The following is a 17,246-nucleotide window of genomic DNA, read 5'->3' on the forward strand; positions in this document are numbered from 1 at the left end:
CCGGAGCCGAAACAGGGGACAATCGACGCCGAGAGGCGCCGCCGACCTAGGAAGGCTCTGATGGCCGACTACTACGGGAACCAGCCCCAGGACGTCCGCCCGGGGATCGACGCGCGCAGGCTGTGGGCGGGCGGCGTGGCGACGGCGGTGATCGCGGCCCTGCTCGCGGTGGTCGGGCTGCTGATCGCGCGCGGGGTCTTCGAGGTCGAAGTGCTGGCCCCAAAAGGCGAGGGCGTCTGGGGCAACGCGAGCACCACGACGTACGCCCTGGTCGCCGCCGCGGTGGCCCTGCTCGCCACCGGGCTGATGCACCTGCTCAGCGTCGCCACGCCCGCGCCGTCGCAGTTCTTCGGCTGGATCATGGTGCTGGTGACGCTGATCGCGGTGGTCCTGCCGCTGACGCTGACCGTCGCCCCGAGCGCGAAGATCGCCACGGCCGCGATCAACCTCGTCATCGGGCTGGTGATCGCCACGGTGGTCAACAGCATGGCGGCCAGCGCCCGGACGCTGCACCGGCGCCGCAGCCAGCAGCAACCCGCGCCGCCGACGCGCCAGTACCCGCAACAGCCGCCGCCGACGACCCGCTACTACGACCAGTGAGCGTGGACACCGCCGACGTGCGGACGACGAACCGCCGCGTGATCGAGCAGTTCCGGGCGGGTGGCGAGGTCGAGGGCATGCACCGCGAGCGGCTGGTGCTGCTGACGACGACGGGCCGGCGCTCCGGTAAGCGGCGCACGGTGCCGATGATGTACCACCGCGACGGCGAGAGACTGCTGGTCGTGGCTTCGAACATGGGAGCCGCGAAGCACCCGGGCTGGTACCTGAACCTGATCGCGGATTCCCGGGTGAAGGTGGAGGTGGACGGCGCGACGTTCGACGGGGAAGCGCTGCCGCTGCTGGGGGCGGACTACGTGCGGACGTGGACGGAGCTGGAGAAGCACTACCCGTTCCTGGCTGACCACCAGGCGAAGGCCCGGAAGGCCAAGCGGGTGATCCCGATCGTGGAACTGTCCGAAGAGGACCTCGGCTGAAGTCCTCTTCGGACCGGGACTACTTGCTCGCCACCCGCCGGTACTTCGCCGTGGCCAGCGGGGCGAACACCGCGATGATCGCCACGCAGCACAGGATCGCGTACAGCGCCGCGTTCTCGGCCGGCCACCCCGTCGGCGCCGGCCCGAACCGGTTGCCGAACAGGTCGCGCGTCGCGTTGATCACCGCCGTGAACGGGTTCCAGTCCGCGATCGCCTTGAGGAACGCCGGCAGCGTCTGCGTCGGGACGAACGCCGACGAGATGAAGCTCAGCGGGAACATCCAGACCAGCCCCAGGCTCTGCGCCACCTCCACGCTGCGCGCCGCCAGGCCGATCAGCGCGCCGACCCACGACAGGGCCCACGCGAACATCAGCATCACCAGGTACCCCAGCAGCGCGTCCCAGAAGCTGCCGCGGATCCGCCAGCCCACGATCAGGCCGCACGCCGACATCACGACCAGCGCCACCACGCTGACCACCAGGTCGGACGTCGTCCGGCCGAGGACCACCGCGATGCGGGACATCGGCAGCGAGCGGAACCGGTCGATGATGCCCTTCTGCAGGTCGTTCGCGAAGCCGATCACGGTGAACGCCGAGTTGAACGCCACCGTCTGGGCGAAGATGCCCGCGATGAGGAACTCGCGGTAGGCCGCGCCGCCCGACTCGCCGCCGATCGCGTTGCCGAAGACGTAGGCGAACAGCAGCACGAACATGATCGGCTGCAAGGTCGCGGCCATCAGCCAGTCGGGGTTGCGGCGGACGTTCATCAGGTTGCGCCACGTGATGATGCGGCCGTCCGAGATTCCCTTCGCGATCGCGTTCACTTCGCCACCTCCTCGGCGGGTTCGGCGCCGTGGCCGGTCAGGGACAGGAACACGTCGTCGAGCGTCGGCCGGTGCAGGGCGACGTCCTGGACGGCGATGCCGTGGGAATCGAGCCGGCGCAAGGCTTCGATGAGCGCCTTCGGCCCGGTGTCGACGAAGATCTCGGCGCGCCGCGTGTGGTCGTCGCCGGACGGCTCGCCGGTGCCCACCTCGCGCAGCACCTCCAGGGTGGCCGGCAGGTCGGCGGCCGAGGCGACGACCAGTTCCAGCCGTTCGCCGCCGATCTGCGCCTTGAGCTCGTCGGCCGTGCCGCGCGCGATCACCCGGCCGTGGTCGATCACCACGATCGAGTCGGCGAGCTGGTCGGCCTCTTCGAGGTACTGGGTGGTCAGCAGCACGGTCGTGCCGTCCGCGACCAGCTCCTTGATGACGCCCCAGGTGTCGAGGCGCCCGCCCGGGTCGAGGCCGGTGGTCGGCTCGTCGAGGACGACGACGGTCGGCTCGGCGACCAGCGCGCCGGCCAGGTCGAGCCGCCGCCGCATGCCGCCCGAATAGCCCTTCGCCGGCCGGTCCGCGGCATCTTCGAGCGCGAACCGGGCCAGCAGCTCCCGGGCGCGCGACCGGGCGGCGGACTTCCGCCTGCCGTACAACCGCCCGACCATGTAAAGGTTTTCGAACCCGGTGAGGTTCTCGTCGACGGCCGCGTACTGGCCGGACAGCCCGATCCGCTGCCGCACCTCGTCGGGCTGGGTCAAGACGTCGTACCCGGCCACCCGCGCCGACCCCGAGTCCGGCCGCAGCAGCGTCGTCAGGATGCGGACCGTGGTCGTCTTCCCGGCGCCGTTCGGGCCGAGCAGGCCGAGCACGCGCCCGGCCGGGATGTCGAGGTCGACGCCGTCGAGCGCGCGGGTCGACCCGTAGGTCTTGACGAGTCCGCGCACCTGGACGGCACAGTCCGGTTCGGGCATGGCGGTTCCCCTCTCGGTGACCCCGCCAAGCTAGGCCACGGCGCCCGCTTTGTCGTCCGGGTTTATCCCTGAGCCGCCGCGAGCGTGACGGCCAGTTCCGGCGGCGTCCGGAGCGTCTGGAACACGACGCAATAGCGCTCGGTCAGCTTTTCGAGCGTGGCGAGCTGCTCTCCGGAAGCGTCGGTGTCGAGGGCGAACGACAGCCGGATCGCGCGGAAGCCCACCGGCGCGTCCTTCGCGACGGCGAGGGTGCCGCGGAAGTCCAGTTCGCCTTCGGCGCGGACCCGGCCGCCGCGCACCTCCAGGCCCAGCGACGTCGCCACCGCCCGCAGCGTCACGCCGGCGCACGCGACGAGCGCCTCCAGCAGCATGTCGCCGGAACACGCGAGGGTGCCGTCGCCGCCGGTCGCCGGGTGCAGGCCGGCTTCCACGACCGCGCGGCCCGTTTCGACCTTGCAGGAGATCCCGAGGCCGTCGAGCTCGGCGTCGGCGTGCAGCGTGACGACCGCGCTCTCCGGCTGCTCGCGGTACTTGTCCTTCAACGGGGCCTGGGTCGCGCGCAGCTCTTCGGTGTCCATGGGCCGATTCTGCCCCCGCGGACGGCGGAAAGCGAAAAGGCGGGGAGCCGGATTTCCCGGCCTCCCCGCCTTTTCAGTGCGGATTCAGCGGTTTCAGCTCAGCGTCACCGCGACGTCGTCGATCACGAACGACGTCTGCAGGGAGCTGTCCTCGGTGCCGGTGAACTTCAGCGCCAGGGTGCCGCCGGCGGCCGACGAAACGTCGATCGTCTTGAGCGCGTACCCGGACGCCTTGTTCAGGTTGGAGTAGCTGCCCAGCGTCGCGCTGCCGTTGGTGACGGTCAGCTTGTCGTAGGCGGTGGTGGTGGTCGTTTCCGCGGTGTCGATGTGCACGTAGAACGTCAGGCTGGCGTGGCAGCCCGCCGGGATGCTGACCGACTGCGCGACCGACTCCGTGTGCGTGGAGCCGTAGCCGTCGAGCCAAGCGCTGTACGTGCCGCCGTGCGCGGCTTCACCCGAGGACGCCCACTGGCCGATGGCACCGGTGGTGCCGGTCCAGCTGCCGCTGCCCGATTCGAAGCCGCCGTTGACGATCTTCTGGCCGGAGCAGCCGGTGGTGGTGCCGACGGTCCAGGAGAACGACGCCGTGCCGGTCTTGTTGGCCGCGTCCTTCGCCGTCACCGTGACGCTCGAGGTGCCCGCGGTGGTCGCGGTGCCCGAGATCGTGCCGGTGGAGGCGTTGATCGACAGGCCGGCCGGCAGGCCGGTGGCGGTCCAGGAGTACGGCGCGGTGCCACCGCTGGCCGACAGCGGCAGGTTCACCGCGGTGCCGGTGACGGTCGACTGGTTGCCCGGGTTCGAAACGGTGACCGTGCCGGTCGCCGAGCAGGTCGGGTCGGCCGACTGCGCCGGCACGCTGATCGCGTCCCACGCCGCCTTGACGGTGTTGAACTCGGTGCAGCTGCCCGGGAAGAGGTTCTTCGCCGCGGTCAGCGTCCAGGTGCGGTACTTCAGGTACGAGCTGCTGGTGGTCTTGAGCAGCATCGCGTTGTAGAAGATCTTCACCGCGGTCTGGACACCGAGGCCGGTGACCGTCGAGCTGTTGCAGGTCGAGCTGGTCGGCTGCCCGTTGGTCGGGTTGGTGCCTTCGGCCAGCAGGTAGAACCAGTGGTTGCCGGGGCCGGCGGCCGCGTGCACCTCACCGTTGGGGACGGAGCTGTCGTAGCAGTTCTTGTCGCCCAGCGCCGACGGGTTGTACATGTTGCGGATCGGGCCGGAACCGACGAGGTTGACCTGCTCGCCGACGAGGAAGTCCGGCTGGTCGTAGGGAGCGGGCTCGTTCGCGAACCACTCGGTCGAGGCGCCGAAGACGTCCGCGACGAACTCCTGCGTGCCCGCACCGGAGATGCCACCCGGGGTGTGGTCGTCGATGCCGTGGCCGTGCTCGTGCGCGACGACGTCGATCGAGCCGATCCAGCCACCGGCGGTGTTCTTGCCGATCTGGACCTGGCTGCCGTCGTAGTAGGCGTTCTGGTCGTTCAGGCCGACGCGGATCGGCCAGCCGCCGCCGCTGCCGTCGAAGCTGTTGCGGCCCAGCCACTGCGAGAGCATCTTGTTCTCGGTCTGGGCGGCGAACAGCGCGTCGACGCAGCCGGTTTCGCGGTTGCTGGCGGTGCCGTTGCCCCAGAGGTCGTCCGGCCCGCTGAAGGTGGTGTTGTTGGCCGCGTCCTGGCAGGACGTGTTGGTGATCGTCGGGTCCTTCAGCGAGTACGTGCTGCCCGAGTGCGTCGTGTCGAGGTGCACCGGGTTCGGCCCGTTCCACGCGCTGGTGCCGTCACCGTTGAGGACGTGCTCCTGCGTCTTGAGCACCTTGCCGGTGGTGGCGTCGACGATGACGTCGAGCCGGCTCGGGCCTTCGGCGTCGCGGCCGACGACCGTGCTCTTCCAGGCCAGCGTCGGCGAGCCGAGCGCGTAGACGACCTGCTGGGCGGGGCTCACGCTGTCCACGGCGGACAGCTGCTGCCGCGCGGTCGCCTCGGCCGCGGCCTTCGTCACCTTGCCGGTGGTCGAGGCGAGGTTGATGGTCTGGTCCTGCGCGACGGAGGTGCCGAGCACCTGGCCCGTCGAGTTGGTCGCCACGACGAAGTCGCCGCCGACGACGGGCAGGCCCTTGTAGCTGCGCTCGTAGGGGATGTACTGGAGGCCGTTCGTCGAGGAAATCGCTTTCTGGGCCTGGAAAACGTCGTCCGCGCTGGCGTGCAGCGCGGCGGGCCTGCTCGCCACGAGGCCGGCGGCCGCGGTCGTGGCCTGGGCCAGGGCGCTCGGAGCCGCGTCCGGGGTGGCGTTCGGGGTGGGTTGCGCCTGTGCGGTACCGGTGATGCAGAGCGCGCCGACGAGTATGCCGGTTGCTGCCAAGACGACTGGACGTCTCAGTTCCATCGAGGGATCTCCTCCGGGCAGGGTGAACCAGACCCGGGTTCGAGACCGGGCCGGATCAAGGGGACGAGAGGTGGTGCTGTGGAACGGAAATCAGAATCCGGTGCCGGAGCCTCGTGAACAAGCGACTAACGTACGGTCTTATCTACCGGACGCAATAACTCCCAAAAAGGACATATCCCGCTATTGGGATTCGATCGGCTGACCGTCCACTCAGGACGGGAGCCGGATCACCGCCGTTCGGGTGATCTTTCCCGCGTCCGAAACGACGAAGGCCCCCTCGCCGGTGGATCGGCGAAGGGGCCTTCGTGGTACGAGTGTGTCAGGCGGTCTTCTCGCGCTTCGGGAGCTTCCAGCCCGGGCGCACGAAGTGGCACGTATACCCGTTCGGAATGCGCTGCAGGTAGTCCTGGTGCTCCGGCTCGGCCTCCCAGAAGTCGCCCACCGGGCTGACTTCGGTGACGACCTTGCCCGGCCACAGCCCGGACGCTTCGACGTCGGCGATCGTGTCCTCGGCGACGCGCTTCTGCTCGTCGTTTTCGAAGAAGATCGCGGAGCGGTAGCTCACGCCGATGTCGTTGCCCTGACGGTTCTTCGTCGTCGGGTCGTGCACCTGGAAGAAGAACTCGAGCAGATCGCGGAACGTGGTCCGGGTGGGGTCGTAGACCACCTCGATGGCCTCGGCGTGCGTGCCGTGGTTGCGGTAGGTCGCGTTCGGGACGTCGCCGCCGCTGTAACCGACCCGGGTCGAGATGACCCCGGGCTGACGGCGGAACAGCTCCTGCATGCCCCAGAAGCAGCCGCCGGCCAGGACGGCCCTTTCGGTTGACGTGCTCACGGCGTCACTCCTTCTCCTCGTCTGGTGCTGCCACCTGTACAACTTCGGCGGTACACCGATGATTCCACGAGAGGGTTACGGAAGCCTGACGTCACCCGGCCTGCAGCTTCGCCAGGGTGAGGACGTCGCCGCCGATGCCCCAGCCGCCGTCGGAGACCTCTTCGACCAGCACCATCGTGTTCGCGCGGGCGCGGTCGCCGTAGATCTCGGAGTACAGGTCGGTCGTGCGGGTGACGATCAGCTCCTTCTGCTCCGGGGTGAGGGTGCCGGCGGGGACCTTGAAGTTGGCGAACGGCATCGTGAGCGTCCTTTGTTATCGATGGTGTCGTGCTTGCGTAATCGACGCTAACACGGTTGGTGAATCGACGCTACCCTCTGCTTGATATCGATGATACTCGCTGGTAGCGTCGGTGAGGTGGACGTGAGAACGCGGATCCTGGAGGCGGCGGCCGACCTGCTGGCGCACTCCGGCGACTTCTCCACGCGGGCGGTCTGCGAGGCGGCCGGCGTCGGGGCGCCGGCGCTGTACCGGCAGTTCGGCGACAAGGAAGGCCTGCTCGCCGCCGTCGTCGACCACGGGTTCGAGCGGTACCTCGCCGGCAAGCGGGCCGCGAAGCCGTCCGGCGACCCGGTGCGCGACCTGCGCGACGGCTGGGACAACCACGTCGCGTTCGCGCTCGCCCACCCCAACCACTACCGCCTGATGTACTCGGGCCTGTCGACACCACCGGGGGCGGCCGCCGAGGCGCACGGCCTGCTGCTCGCGGTCCTGGAGCGCTGCGCGGCGGCGGGACGACTGACGCTGCCGCCGCCGCTCGCCGCGCAGATGGTCATGGCCGCCAACGCCGGTGTCGCGCTGTCGATGATCACGCGGCCGGAGCTCTACCCGGACGCCGGGTTTTCCGTCCGGGTGCGCGAAAGCGTGCTGGCCGGGGTCCTCGCGGCGGCGCGGCCGGAGCCGGACGACGTCGCCGCGACGGCGACGACGCTCGCCGCTCAGCTGCCTTCCGCGGTACCGGGGGACCTGACGGCCGCCGAAGTGACGTTGCTGCGGGAGTGGCTGGCGCGGTTGAGCGTCCACAGTGGACGCTGAGCCGGACGGCCGCGCCGGTTGGGCCGTCCGCGAGCAACTTTTCCTTCGGGGCGGCGGGGGTGGGACGATGAGCCGGGGCCGGTCCCCGATCCGGTTCCGGGGAGGCGCGCGATGCGCGACCACGACGTGACGCTCTCGGAGCGGACCAGCGGTGCGCTGGTCGTCGAAATCCAAGGCGAGCTGGACATCGGCACCGTGCTGCGGTGGACGACGTTGATCGAAGCCGCCATCTGCGAACTGCCGGAGCCGCACCTGCTGGTCCTCGACCTGACGGCGCTGCGGTTCCTGTCGGTGCGCGGGGCCCGGGGGTTGCTCGAGGCGGTGGAGAGCTGCCGGGACCGCGGCATCACCGGCTGTCTGATCGTCCCGCCGGGCGGCGCGGCCGCCCGGGTGGTGCGGCTGACGGGGCTGGCCGCCCGGGTCCGGGTCTTCCCGAGCCGGCTGACGGCGATCGCCGCCTGCCAGCCGGTGGAGATGCGGTGGCTGCCGGGCTGACCCGCACGGGGACGTCGGCCGGCCGCACCTCGCGGCCGGGCGCCCGCCGCCGGAGCAGCCCGGCCGCGGCTGCCCGCCCGCGGTGTCTTCGGCCGAGGCGGCTATTCGCCCCGCATCGAGCGGCGGATCTGGGCGAGCCGGTCCTTGGCCGCCTGGTCGCGGTCGGCGATCTGCTTGTCGAGGGCTTCGGCGGTGTTCTCCGTGCCCAGCCCCGCGACGTCGGCGGCGCCCAGCGACGTCGTGTAGCGGTTCTCGATCTTGTCGCGGACGAAGTCGAAGCTGGGCACCCCGCCCTCGCTGTAGTCCGGGTCGGGGAGCGGCGGCGAGGGGATCGCCAGCGCGGCGGTCGGTGTCTCGTCGACGATCTCACCTTCGACGATGTTCTCGTCCTCGGGTTTGCTCACGCTCCGAGTTTAGCGCCGGTGGCGGCCCGCCGGGTCCGCCAGCGTCTCGCGGACGGCCCGCTCGACGAGGATCGGGACGAACGCGTGGATCCGCGCGGCGGCGAACCGGGTCCGTTCGCGTTCGACGAGGCTGTGGGCGGACGTCGGGTCCAGGTCCGCGTAGTCCTGACGCAGCCGGTCCTCGACCACGTGCAGCTGGAGGTCGAGCTGTTCGGAGGCGATCGTGTCGAGCGTCTGAGTGGTCATGGAGTTCTAGTACCGCGCCAGAAGAATCCCGCGTGAACGGAAGATGAACGACAGGTGAGGCTCGGCCAGTGGGTAATTCGGCCGTGGGGCGGTGCGGCCCGGTGGGGAATTCTCGACCGCGCACAGCCGGTATCCGGAGGGAGCAGACCATGAGTGCCGGGGCCTACCGCGCCGAGACCACCGAAATGGGGACGGTCGCCAAGGCGGTCGAGGAAGTCGGGTCGTCCTTCCTCTCGACCACCCGCGACCTGGAAGGCCTGGTGCTGGACGCGATGTCGTTCGCCGGCATCGGCAGCGGGGTCGCCGCCGCGAACTCGGCGTTGCACTCCTCGCTGAGCAGCGCGCTCCAGAAGTTCCTGAGCCTGATCACGAACGTCAACCAGAACGTCCAGACGGCCGCGAACGGCTACAACGCCGCCGACTCCGACGTCGCGCAGGCCTACGGCGGTGGTCGGAACGCCGCTGCTCAGGGTGGCGGGGGAGCGGCGGCCGCGGCGGCACCGCCGCAGCTCGACGCGCGGGTCGTCGACTCGATCATGCGCTCCGAAGGGGCGACCGGTGAGCAGGGCGGCGTGCCGGAGGCGTACGGCTTCCGGCAGAACATGCACAACGGCTACGACCGGATCATCGCCGCGCGCGAGCAGTACGGCATCGGCAGCGCCGAAGAACGCGCCGTCGTCTCGGACCTGATGACCGCGAACGCGCGCACCGCGGGCGCGCTCAACTTCACCGACCCCGGCGCGCAGGCCGCGGTCATGTCCGGGGCGCACATGCGGGGCGCCGGCGGCGTCCGCGCGATCCTCAACCACATGGCGGGCGACGACATCGTCCGCAGCTCGGGCGCGATCAGCGACGCGGCCGTGCAGCACGCGCAGGGCCTCACGCCGGAGCAGTTCCAGCAGGAGTTCCACGACGCGCGCATCGAGTACGACCGCCAGATCTACGGGGACACGACCACCCGTCAGGGCGGGCACACGGCGAACTGGTGGGACCGCTACGGCAACGGCCTGACCCAGCGCTACGACCGCGAGCAGAACGAGTTCCTCCGGCTGTCGCAACCTCAGGAGTGATCGCCGGTTCGAAGATCGGAAAACGGGGCACCCTACATCGTGTAGCCGAACGACAACGGGAGGCACGCGATGAACCGGAGGATGATCGCACTACTGGGCGGGGTCGCCGCGATGGCGGGGACCTTGGCGTTCGCGGGAACGGCCGAAGCGGCGTCGTCGACGCCGTGCGGTGCCGCCGCGAAGGCCTGTGTCCAGCGCAGTTCGAATACGGCGTGGCTGACGGACGGTGCCGGCCACGTCACCTACGGCGGAGTCCCGATCACGGTCGGGCTCGCGAAGTACCCGACACCGCTCGGGACGTTCCACGTGCAGTACAAGGACATCGACCACTACAGCAAGCAGTTCAACGGGCCGATGCCGTACTCGGTGTTCTTCACGAACACCGGCGTGGCGTTCCACCAGGGCAGCCTGAAGGTCAAGTCGCACGGGTGCGTGCACCTTTCGCACGCGGCCGCGGTGACGTTCTACAACTCGCTGCACCCGGGTGACGTCGTCCAGGTCGTGCCCTGATCCGTCCCGTGTGGACGGTCGAGGAGCGCGCCGGTGACGGCGCCGAAGACCAGGTGGTCCAGGACCTGCGGGACGCGGGGAAGCGTCCGCACGGCCGGGTAGGCCCGGCCGGCTACGCCAAGGTCCAGCGCCGCGATCGCCAGCCCGGCAGCCGCGCCTCGGAGCGGTCCGAGGCGGTGCCGCCGGGCGGTCGCGGCGAGGACCCCGGTCCAGGCGGCCGAGACGACGACGTGCGCGATCAGCCCGGCGGCGACGCCGGGCCGGTCGCGCCGCCCGGGCAGCAGGGTGCCCGCGGCGCGGGTGGCGGTCAGCGGGTCGCGCCCGGTGAAGAGAGCGTGGGCCGTGGACGGGATCCCGCTCACGACCGCGGCGACGGCTCCGGCGCGGAAAGCCCGGCGAGCCGACGCCGTGAACGGCTCTTTCACCCCGGCGTCCGGCTCACCCGGCCGCCAGGTACGCGGCGACGCGGACGCGCAGGCCGCGGACGTGCGGCAGCGCGATCGTGAAGCTGCGCGCCGGCCGGTACCCGGGCCACGGATCGCCGTGGGTGCACGGTCCGGTGAAGTACACGAAGCCGTCTTCGTCGTCGTAACGGCCTGGTGACCAGCGCGTGGCGTCGCCCGCCCGGCGGTCCCGGCACCCGGCCCGCGCCAGCCAGTACGCCTCGTGCTTCATCACGCGCCTGAGCTGCGCGGCGAAGGCCGTCAGTTCGTCTTCGGGCAGGCCCAGACCGCGCCCGCCCCACACCCGCGGTGCGCGTTCATAGGTGCGCCCGGGACAACCGAACGTGACCGCGCCCTCTGCGCAGCGACGGGTCCAGTGACCGGTTTCCCTTGTCAGGGCGGAGAAAGAGGATCCGCCGGTGATCTCCAGCGTCATGGGGGAACGATAGTCGATCACGTGCCGACGGGTACCGCCGCGCGGGTGTCGATCGGTGATCTCATGGTGTATACAGTATGCAGTAGCCTGCCTGGGCAGAGGAGACCGCCATGTATTCCGTCACGAACCCCGCCACCGGTGAACTCGTGGAGGAGATCCCGAACTCGACCGACGAGGAGGTCCGCGCCGCGATCGACCGCGTCCACGGGGGGTTCGCGGCCTGGCGCGCCCGGCCGGTCGCCGAGCGGGCCGCGATCGTGCTGCGCGCGGCGGAGCTGTTCGCCGAACGCGCCGACGAGCTGGCGGCGATCATGACCCTTGAAATGGGCAAGCGGATCAACGAGGGGCGCGGCGAGGTCGGCGTCGTCGTCGACATCTTCCGGTACTACGGCGAGCGCGGCCCGGAGCTGCTGGCCGACGAGCCCCTCCCGATCCGCGGCGGCGAAGCGGTGCTGACGAAGGAGCCGATCGGGGCACTGCTCGGCGTCATGCCGTGGAACTTCCCGGCCTACCAGGTCGCCCGGTTCGTGGCGCCGAACCTGGTACTGGGCAACACGATCCTCCTCAAGCACGCGTCGATCTGCCCGCGCTCGGCGATGGCCATCGAGAGCGTGCTGCGCGACGCGGGGGTGCCGCCGGACGCGTACGTGAACGTGTTCGCGTCGAGCCGCCAGGTCCCGTGGATGCTCGCCGACCCGCGCCTGGTCGGGGTCTCGCTGACGGGCAGCGAGCAGGCGGGGATCTCCGTCGCGGCCGAGGCCGGGCGGAACCTCAAGAAGTGCGTCCTGGAGCTGGGCGGGTCCGACCCCCTGATCGTGCTGGACACCGACGACCTGGACGAGACGGTCAAGATCACCGCGACGGCCCGGATGCGCAACTGCGGGCAGTCGTGCAACGCGCCGAAGCGGATGATCGTTTTGGGTGAGCTTTACGACGAGTTCGTGGACCGGTTGGCCAAGCGCGTGGCGGAGTACTACGTACCGGGCGACCCCGCTGATCCGGCGACGACGCTGCCGCCGTTGGCTTCCATCGCGGCGGCGGAGGAGGTGGCTGGTCAGGTCTCGACGGCTGTCCGGGAGGGCGCGAAGTTGCGCGCCGGCGGGCGGCGGGTGCCCGGACCCGGGGCTTATCTGGAAGCGACCGTCTTGACCGATGTGGCTCCGGGGATGGCCGCTTATCACGAGGAGATCTTCGGGCCCGTCGTGCTGGTTTTCCGGGCTGAGACCGAGGATGAGGCGGTCGCCCTGGCCAATGACACGCCGTTCGGGTTGGGGGCCAGCGTTTTCGGTACTGATCGGGAACGGGCTTTGCGGGTGGCTCGGCGGATCGAGGCTGGGATGGTTTATCTCAACAAGTCGGGTGGGTCGGAGGCGGATTTGCCCTTTGGTGGGATCAAGCGGTCGGGGATTGGGCGGGAACTGGGGGCTTTGGGGATTGAGGAGTTCATGAACAAGAAACCGATCCGGCTTTGAGTTTTTGTGGTGACGAGGAAGCCGGAGGGGTCTGTCACCCCTCCGCCCCTCGCCGCCGGTCCTGCGGCGATCGCTACGGGATGATGCCCTTCGAGTTCAGCGCATCCGTCAGCCGCTCGCGCAGTTCCTGGGCCGTTGCCTGGACGTCGATCTCCGCCGGGGGTGACAGCACCTTCGAAATCACCGTCGACAGGTTCTGGTACGCCGGGGTCAGCGGGCGGACCGCCGCGTCCGTCAGGGCCGCCTGGATGTCGCCCTTCATCGGGTACTGGTCGGCCATGGTGGGGTTTTCCTTCGGGTCCGCCGGTTTCGCCGGATCCAACGGCGCGTTGTCGCGGTAGATCGACGCGATGCTCGGGGGAATGCCGTCCACCAGGGCCTGGTACTTCTGCGAAGTCGCGTTGCGCAGGCACAGCGCCGCTTCGAACGCCTCCGGCTTGTGCTGGGAATACGTCGAGACCGCCAGGTTGAAGCCGCCGATCGTGACGCGGCTCGGCTGGCCGGCGACCACCGACGGGTAGCGCGTCCACTTGAAGTGGGCCAGGTCCTGGGGCTTTTCCTTCGCGTAGGACGCATACACGAACGGCCAGTTCAGCTCGGTCGCCGCCTGGCCGCGCTGGAAGGCCTGGCGGATGTCGTCCTCCTTCTGGTTCGTCAGGGACGGGTCCGTGATCCCCGCTGTCGTGAGCGTCTTCAGCAGCGAAAGCGCCTTCACCGCGCCGTCGTCCATCACCACGGACTTGCCGTCGTCGGACAGGATGTGCCCGCCCGCGGACGCCACCAGCGTGTTGTAGAAGACGACCAGCCCTTCGTACTGCGCACCTGTGAACACGACCTGGTACGGCTTCCCGGCGGCCTTCAGCTGCTGCGCCTGCGTCATGAGCTCGTCGAACGTCTTCGGCGGCGACGGCGTGATCCGGTCGTCGTACCAGAGCAGCTGGACGTTGGTGTTCTTCGTCGCGCCGTAGAGCTTGCCGTTCCACTTCGCGGTGGCCAGCGGCCCCGGCAGCACGTCCTGCGTGGCCGCCGCCGCGCTCGCGCCGGTCCACTCCTCGGCCCAGCCCGCTTCGGCGAACTCCGGCACCCACGTGACGTCGAGGCCGAGCACGTCCAGCGACGTGTCGCCCGCGGCGAGCCGGCGGACCATCTGCTCGCGCTGGCCGTCCGCGCCGCGCGGCAGCTTGTTGTAGACGATCTTGTACCGGCCGCCGGCCTCCTGCGTGCACCGGTCGACCACGTTCTGGAGGTGGTCCTCCGGCGAGATGTACAGGTTGATCGTCAGCCCGCCGGCGGAAGAGCACGCACTGAGCGCGGTGGCGGCCAGCAGGGCCGCGCCGGTGAGGGGGAGGAACAGGCGCATGTCGGCCTCCTTGCCGGGCAGGCGACGCCATTGCAAGCGCTTGCATCGATGATTAGCCTTGATCAAGGGCACTGTCAATGCCTGGAACTCGTCCGGTTGCAAGCGCTTGCAACGAATGGGGCAGGGGATGCCGGAGAAGCTCGACGACGTGGCGCGGCTGGCGGGAGTCTCGGCGGCCACCGTGTCGCGGGCGCTGCGCGGGGTGCCCGGCGTCGCCGACCGCACGCGGACGCGGGTGCTCGCGGCCGCCGCCGAGCTCGGGTACGCCGTCTCGCCCGCCGCGTCGAGCCTGGCCACGGGCCGGACCGGGACCGTCGGGGTGATCGTGCCCTACGTCGACCGCTGGTACTTCTCGCGCCTCATCTCCGGCGTCGAGCGGGTGCTGCGCGACGCCGGGACCAGCCTGCTGCTCTACAACCTCGGCGACGACCCGGGCCGCGCGCGGTTCTTCGCCGGCCTCCCGCTGCGCCGCCGGGTCGACGCCGTGCTCGTGCTTTCCCTGCCGCTGAAGGACGCCGAACGCGAGCAGGTGCTGGGCCTCGGCGTCCCGCTCGTCACGATCGGCACCGAGGAACCCGGCGGGGACTCCGTCGGGATCGACGACCACGGCGCCGCGGTGACCGCGATGCGCCACCTCGTCCAGCTCGGTCACCGCGAGATCGCGTTCATCGGCGAGAGCGCCCCGATCCCGCTCGGGTTCTCGACGCCGTTGCGGCGGCTGGCCGCGTATCGCGAGGTCTACCACGCGGTGTGCCGCGAAGACGGCCGCGAACCGGAGGCTGCGTTCGAGACCGGGGGCGGGTTCACCGTCTCGGGTGGGGAGCGGGCGATGGGCGCCCTCCTCGGCTTGCCCCGCCGGCCGACCGCGGTGTTCGCCGCCTCCGACGAGATGGCCTTCGGGGCGCTGCGGACGCTGCGCCGGGCGGGACTGCGGGTACCCGGCGACGTCTCGGTGATGGGGTTCGACGATCACGAACTGGCCGGCCTGCTCGAGCTGAGCACCGTCTCGCAGCCCGTCACCGAGCTGGGCGAGCGGGCCGGCCGGCTGCTCCTGGCGCGATTGTCCGGTGGAAAAATCGCGACATCTCCGGTGATTCTCGGGACACAACTAGTCCTTAGGGGCAGTACTGCGCCGCCCGCGCGCCGCTGACCTGCTGTTTTTCCGGCGTTGCTCTGTTCGGTCGATTGCGGCCTACTCGATCTTTAGGTCAAATAATCGCCGACAAGGATTAATCGCCGTGAGGAGCTGGCTGTGCACTGGGGGTCCGTGCTCGAACTCGAAGACAGCGGGGCGGGGATGGTCCGCCCGTACTTCCGCACCCACGGCAGGACCCGGCCGACCCGGGACCTCCCGATCGAGACACTGGTGTCGATCACCCAGCGGGGGCGGGCCGTGGTGCGGGGCAGCACGCAGGAGGAGACGGAGATCTGCGCGCTGCTGCGGACTTCGCAGTCGGTCGCCGAGGTCGCCGCGCGCCGGCGGATCCCGCTGGGGGTGGCGCGGGTCCTGCTGTCCGATCTGGCGGACCGGGGGATCGTCGCCGTGCACACCGCCCGCAAGGGATCCGGGAACCGGCCGAGCCTCGAGCTGATGGAACGCATCCTCCACGGCCTCAGCCGGCTGTGAACTCCCTGATCAGCCGGGCGAACTCGGTCGGCTGGTCCAGCGGGAGCAACGTGTAGCTGTCGGCCACCTCCACGAGCTTCCCCTTCGGTAGCAACGCTTCCAGCCGCCGGGCGTGGTCGAGCGGCATGACGCGGTCCTCGGTCGCCCAGGCCAGGAGCACCGGCCGGTCGAAGCTCGGCAGCCGTTCGGCCGCCTCGAGCAGGAAGCCCGGCGAAGCGGCCGCCGCCCGCAGGACGCGGACCGTGTCGCGGCGGATCGCCGCGTCGGCCAGGAGCGGGCGGATCCAGCGGGCCGTCGCCGCGTCACCGCGCTTGGTCAGCCAGCCGAACGCGATCGGGAGCCGCCGTACCGCGCGCAGCCGCATCTGCTGCATGAACACGCCGAACAGGCCCGGGGACAGCTTGCCGGTGGCGACCAGCGTCTTGCCGGTGAGCCCGGGCGGGAAGTTGTCGAACGCGTCGCACGAGCCGAGGACCACGCCGCTCACCCGAGGCGCGCCGTTCGCCATCAGCAGCTGCACCAGCGCGCCGCCGGTGTCGACGCCGACGAGGGTGACGTCCCGCAGGTCGAGGCGCTCGAGGAACTCCGTGAGCAGCGCGGCGATGCCGCTCATCGAAAGGTCGGCGTCCTCGTGCATCGGCTGCCGGTGCGCGCCCAGCGGCAGCGTCGGGACGACGCACCGGTGGCCGGTCAGCTCGGCGACCGTCTCGTCCCACAGGGTGCCGTCCATCAGCAGGCCGTGGACGAAGACGACGACCGGGCCCGGCCCGCCCGTGTCGGTGTACTCGACGGTTCCCGCAGTCAGCTCGATCCGCATGCCGAAAGTGAACCATGTGGTTCGCAAACTGTCGAGACGTCAGGGAGCCGCTTCCTCCCGTTCGACCGCCCGCAGCAGCGCCTCGAACCCGGCGGCCGCGCTGTCGCCGTCCGCGCTGGTCAGCAGGTCCACGAGGAAGCCGCGCAGCGTCGCGAGGATCATCGACGCGACCTCGAACTTCCGCTGCTCCGGCCAGTCGGGCGGGCAGAACGACACCAGCGTCGGCAGGTACTGCTGGGACGCGCCCCGCCCGAGCGCCGCGTACCGGCCCGGGTCGTACATCGCCAGGCCCATCGCCTGGTCGAGGACCCGCCGCAGTGCGGACTCCTCGTCGCGCAGGCTCACCCAGGCGGCGCGGACCCGGTCGGTCAGCGATGCCGACGACGCGGCGACCGCGGTCAGCGCGTTGCCGATCCGCCGCTCGCGCAACGAAAAGACCACTTGGCGGAGCAGGTCTTCGGCGCTTTCGAAGTGGTAGAGCAGCACCTTGTGCGTGGTCCCGGCCGACTTCGCCGCACGCCGCAGCGAGAAGTCGACGAGACCGTTCTCGGCGACGTCGTCGGTGATCGTCGCCAGCAGCTCCCGGCGTCGTGTCTCGCCGCGGGCCGAGCCGGCCGAGCGCCGGTAGCCGGTAGCGTTCTCCATGCGGGACAGCT

The 17,246-nt window shown here is 70.3% G+C and carries 22 protein-coding genes; 9 read left to right on the top strand and 13 right to left on the bottom strand.

The features are described 5' to 3' along the window. Positions 1–60 precede the first annotated feature (60 nt). Together AA23TX_RS31105 and AA23TX_RS31110 are read left to right on the top strand one after the other, a co-directional pair. Positions 61–600, top strand: a complete 540-nt coding sequence (locus AA23TX_RS31105; protein WP_155546321.1) for a DUF6069 family protein — start codon at positions 61–63, stop codon at positions 598–600. 2 nt (positions 601–602) lie between these two features. Then, the gene (locus AA23TX_RS31110; RefSeq protein ID WP_155546322.1) at positions 603–1,034 is read left to right on the top strand and encodes a nitroreductase/quinone reductase family protein; all 432 of its coding nucleotides are present in this window, start codon (positions 603–605) and stop codon (positions 1,032–1,034) included. A 19-nt stretch (positions 1,035–1,053) separates the two neighbouring features. Here the strand turns inward: AA23TX_RS31110 and AA23TX_RS31115 are convergent, their stop codons facing one another. The 6 genes from AA23TX_RS31115 to AA23TX_RS31140 form a co-directional block, all read right to left on the bottom strand. Next, entirely contained in the window at positions 1,054–1,857 is an 804-nt protein-coding gene (locus AA23TX_RS31115; RefSeq protein WP_155546323.1) for an ABC transporter permease, read from the bottom strand. Then, positions 1,854–2,825 carry an ATP-binding cassette domain-containing protein gene (locus tag AA23TX_RS31120; protein ID WP_155546324.1) on the bottom strand — a complete coding sequence of 324 codons (972 nt, stop codon included), beginning with the start codon at positions 2,823–2,825 and terminating at the stop codon, positions 1,854–1,856. The genes AA23TX_RS31115 and AA23TX_RS31120 overlap by 4 nt, the downstream gene beginning before the upstream one ends. A gap of 62 nt (positions 2,826–2,887) precedes the next feature. Next, a complete protein-coding gene (locus AA23TX_RS31125) occupies positions 2,888–3,403 on the bottom strand; it encodes an OsmC family protein (RefSeq protein ID WP_155546325.1) in 516 nt (171 codons plus the stop codon). 93 nt (positions 3,404–3,496) lie between these two features. Continuing rightward, positions 3,497–5,782, bottom strand: a complete 2,286-nt coding sequence (locus AA23TX_RS31130) for a M4 family metallopeptidase (RefSeq protein WP_155546326.1) — start codon at positions 5,780–5,782, stop codon at positions 3,497–3,499. 319 nt (positions 5,783–6,101) lie between these two features. Next, the gene (gene msrA / locus AA23TX_RS31135) at positions 6,102–6,617 is read right to left on the bottom strand and encodes a peptide-methionine (S)-S-oxide reductase MsrA (RefSeq protein ID WP_155546327.1); all 516 of its coding nucleotides are present in this window, start codon (positions 6,615–6,617) and stop codon (positions 6,102–6,104) included. A 91-nt stretch (positions 6,618–6,708) separates the two neighbouring features. Continuing rightward, the gene (locus AA23TX_RS31140; protein ID WP_155546328.1) at positions 6,709–6,915 is read right to left on the bottom strand and encodes a tautomerase family protein; all 207 of its coding nucleotides are present in this window, start codon (positions 6,913–6,915) and stop codon (positions 6,709–6,711) included. Positions 6,916–7,032: 117 nt separating this feature from the next. On the opposite strand from AA23TX_RS31140, the gene AA23TX_RS31145 reads away from it, so the two are divergent. Together AA23TX_RS31145 and AA23TX_RS31150 are read left to right on the top strand one after the other, a co-directional pair. After that, positions 7,033–7,710: a TetR/AcrR family transcriptional regulator gene (locus AA23TX_RS31145; RefSeq protein WP_155546329.1), complete on the top strand. Its 678-nt coding sequence runs from the start codon at positions 7,033–7,035 to the stop codon at positions 7,708–7,710. 111 nt (positions 7,711–7,821) lie between these two features. After that, complete coding sequence (locus tag AA23TX_RS31150) at positions 7,822–8,205, top strand: STAS domain-containing protein (RefSeq protein ID WP_155546330.1); 384 nt, start codon at positions 7,822–7,824, stop codon at positions 8,203–8,205. A 101-nt stretch (positions 8,206–8,306) separates the two neighbouring features. On the opposite strand, the gene AA23TX_RS31155 is transcribed toward AA23TX_RS31150, so the two are convergent. Further along, positions 8,307–8,609 carry a hypothetical protein gene (locus AA23TX_RS31155; protein WP_155546331.1) on the bottom strand — a complete coding sequence of 101 codons (303 nt, stop codon included), beginning with the start codon at positions 8,607–8,609 and terminating at the stop codon, positions 8,307–8,309. A 9-nt stretch (positions 8,610–8,618) separates the two neighbouring features. Next, positions 8,619–8,855 (bottom strand): three-helix bundle dimerization domain-containing protein, encoded by a 237-nt coding sequence (locus AA23TX_RS31160; RefSeq protein WP_155546332.1) that lies wholly within the window; start codon positions 8,853–8,855, stop codon positions 8,619–8,621. Positions 8,856–9,004: 149 nt separating this feature from the next. Here AA23TX_RS31160 and AA23TX_RS31165 point away from each other — a divergent pair, with 149 nt between their 5' ends. After that, positions 9,005–9,925 (top strand): hypothetical protein, encoded by a 921-nt coding sequence (locus AA23TX_RS31165; RefSeq protein ID WP_155546333.1) that lies wholly within the window; start codon positions 9,005–9,007, stop codon positions 9,923–9,925. 69 nt (positions 9,926–9,994) lie between these two features. Then, positions 9,995–10,435, top strand: a complete 441-nt coding sequence (locus AA23TX_RS31170) for a L,D-transpeptidase (protein ID WP_155546334.1) — start codon at positions 9,995–9,997, stop codon at positions 10,433–10,435. On the opposite strand, the gene AA23TX_RS31175 is transcribed toward AA23TX_RS31170, so the two are convergent. Next, positions 10,390–10,860 (bottom strand): hypothetical protein, encoded by a 471-nt coding sequence (locus AA23TX_RS31175; RefSeq protein ID WP_155546335.1) that lies wholly within the window; start codon positions 10,858–10,860, stop codon positions 10,390–10,392. The genes AA23TX_RS31170 and AA23TX_RS31175 overlap by 46 nt on opposite strands. A gap of 13 nt (positions 10,861–10,873) precedes the next feature. Further along, positions 10,874–11,314 (bottom strand): hypothetical protein, encoded by a 441-nt coding sequence (locus AA23TX_RS31180; RefSeq protein ID WP_155546336.1) that lies wholly within the window; start codon positions 11,312–11,314, stop codon positions 10,874–10,876. A gap of 110 nt (positions 11,315–11,424) precedes the next feature. Here AA23TX_RS31180 and AA23TX_RS31185 point away from each other — a divergent pair, with 110 nt between their 5' ends. After that, a complete protein-coding gene (locus tag AA23TX_RS31185; RefSeq protein ID WP_155546337.1) occupies positions 11,425–12,786 on the top strand; it encodes an NAD-dependent succinate-semialdehyde dehydrogenase in 1,362 nt (453 codons plus the stop codon). A 73-nt stretch (positions 12,787–12,859) separates the two neighbouring features. Here the strand turns inward: AA23TX_RS31185 and AA23TX_RS31190 are convergent, their stop codons facing one another. Continuing rightward, the gene (locus AA23TX_RS31190; protein WP_155546338.1) at positions 12,860–14,146 is read right to left on the bottom strand and encodes an ABC transporter substrate-binding protein; all 1,287 of its coding nucleotides are present in this window, start codon (positions 14,144–14,146) and stop codon (positions 12,860–12,862) included. Positions 14,147–14,273: 127 nt separating this feature from the next. Between AA23TX_RS31190 and AA23TX_RS31195 the strand changes: the two genes are divergently transcribed. Continuing rightward, on the top strand, positions 14,274–15,296 hold the full coding sequence (locus tag AA23TX_RS31195) for a LacI family DNA-binding transcriptional regulator (RefSeq protein ID WP_155546339.1): 1,023 nt from the start codon (positions 14,274–14,276) through the stop codon (positions 15,294–15,296). Positions 15,297–15,398: 102 nt separating this feature from the next. After that, positions 15,399–15,773: a DUF742 domain-containing protein gene (locus tag AA23TX_RS31200; protein WP_155546340.1), complete on the top strand. Its 375-nt coding sequence runs from the start codon at positions 15,399–15,401 to the stop codon at positions 15,771–15,773. Here AA23TX_RS31200 and AA23TX_RS31205 read toward each other — a convergent pair. Then, positions 15,760–16,590, bottom strand: coding sequence for an alpha/beta fold hydrolase (locus AA23TX_RS31205; RefSeq protein ID WP_155546341.1), 831 nt, complete (start codon positions 16,588–16,590; stop codon positions 15,760–15,762). The genes AA23TX_RS31200 and AA23TX_RS31205 overlap by 14 nt on opposite strands. A gap of 39 nt (positions 16,591–16,629) precedes the next feature. Beyond that, complete coding sequence (locus AA23TX_RS31210; RefSeq protein ID WP_155546342.1) at positions 16,630–17,235, bottom strand: TetR/AcrR family transcriptional regulator; 606 nt, start codon at positions 17,233–17,235, stop codon at positions 16,630–16,632. Between the last annotated feature and the right edge of the window lie 11 nt (positions 17,236–17,246).

The sequence above is a fragment of the Amycolatopsis camponoti genome (genome assembly GCF_902497555.1).
Classification (GTDB): Bacteria; Actinomycetota; Actinomycetes; order Mycobacteriales; family Pseudonocardiaceae; genus Amycolatopsis; species Amycolatopsis camponoti.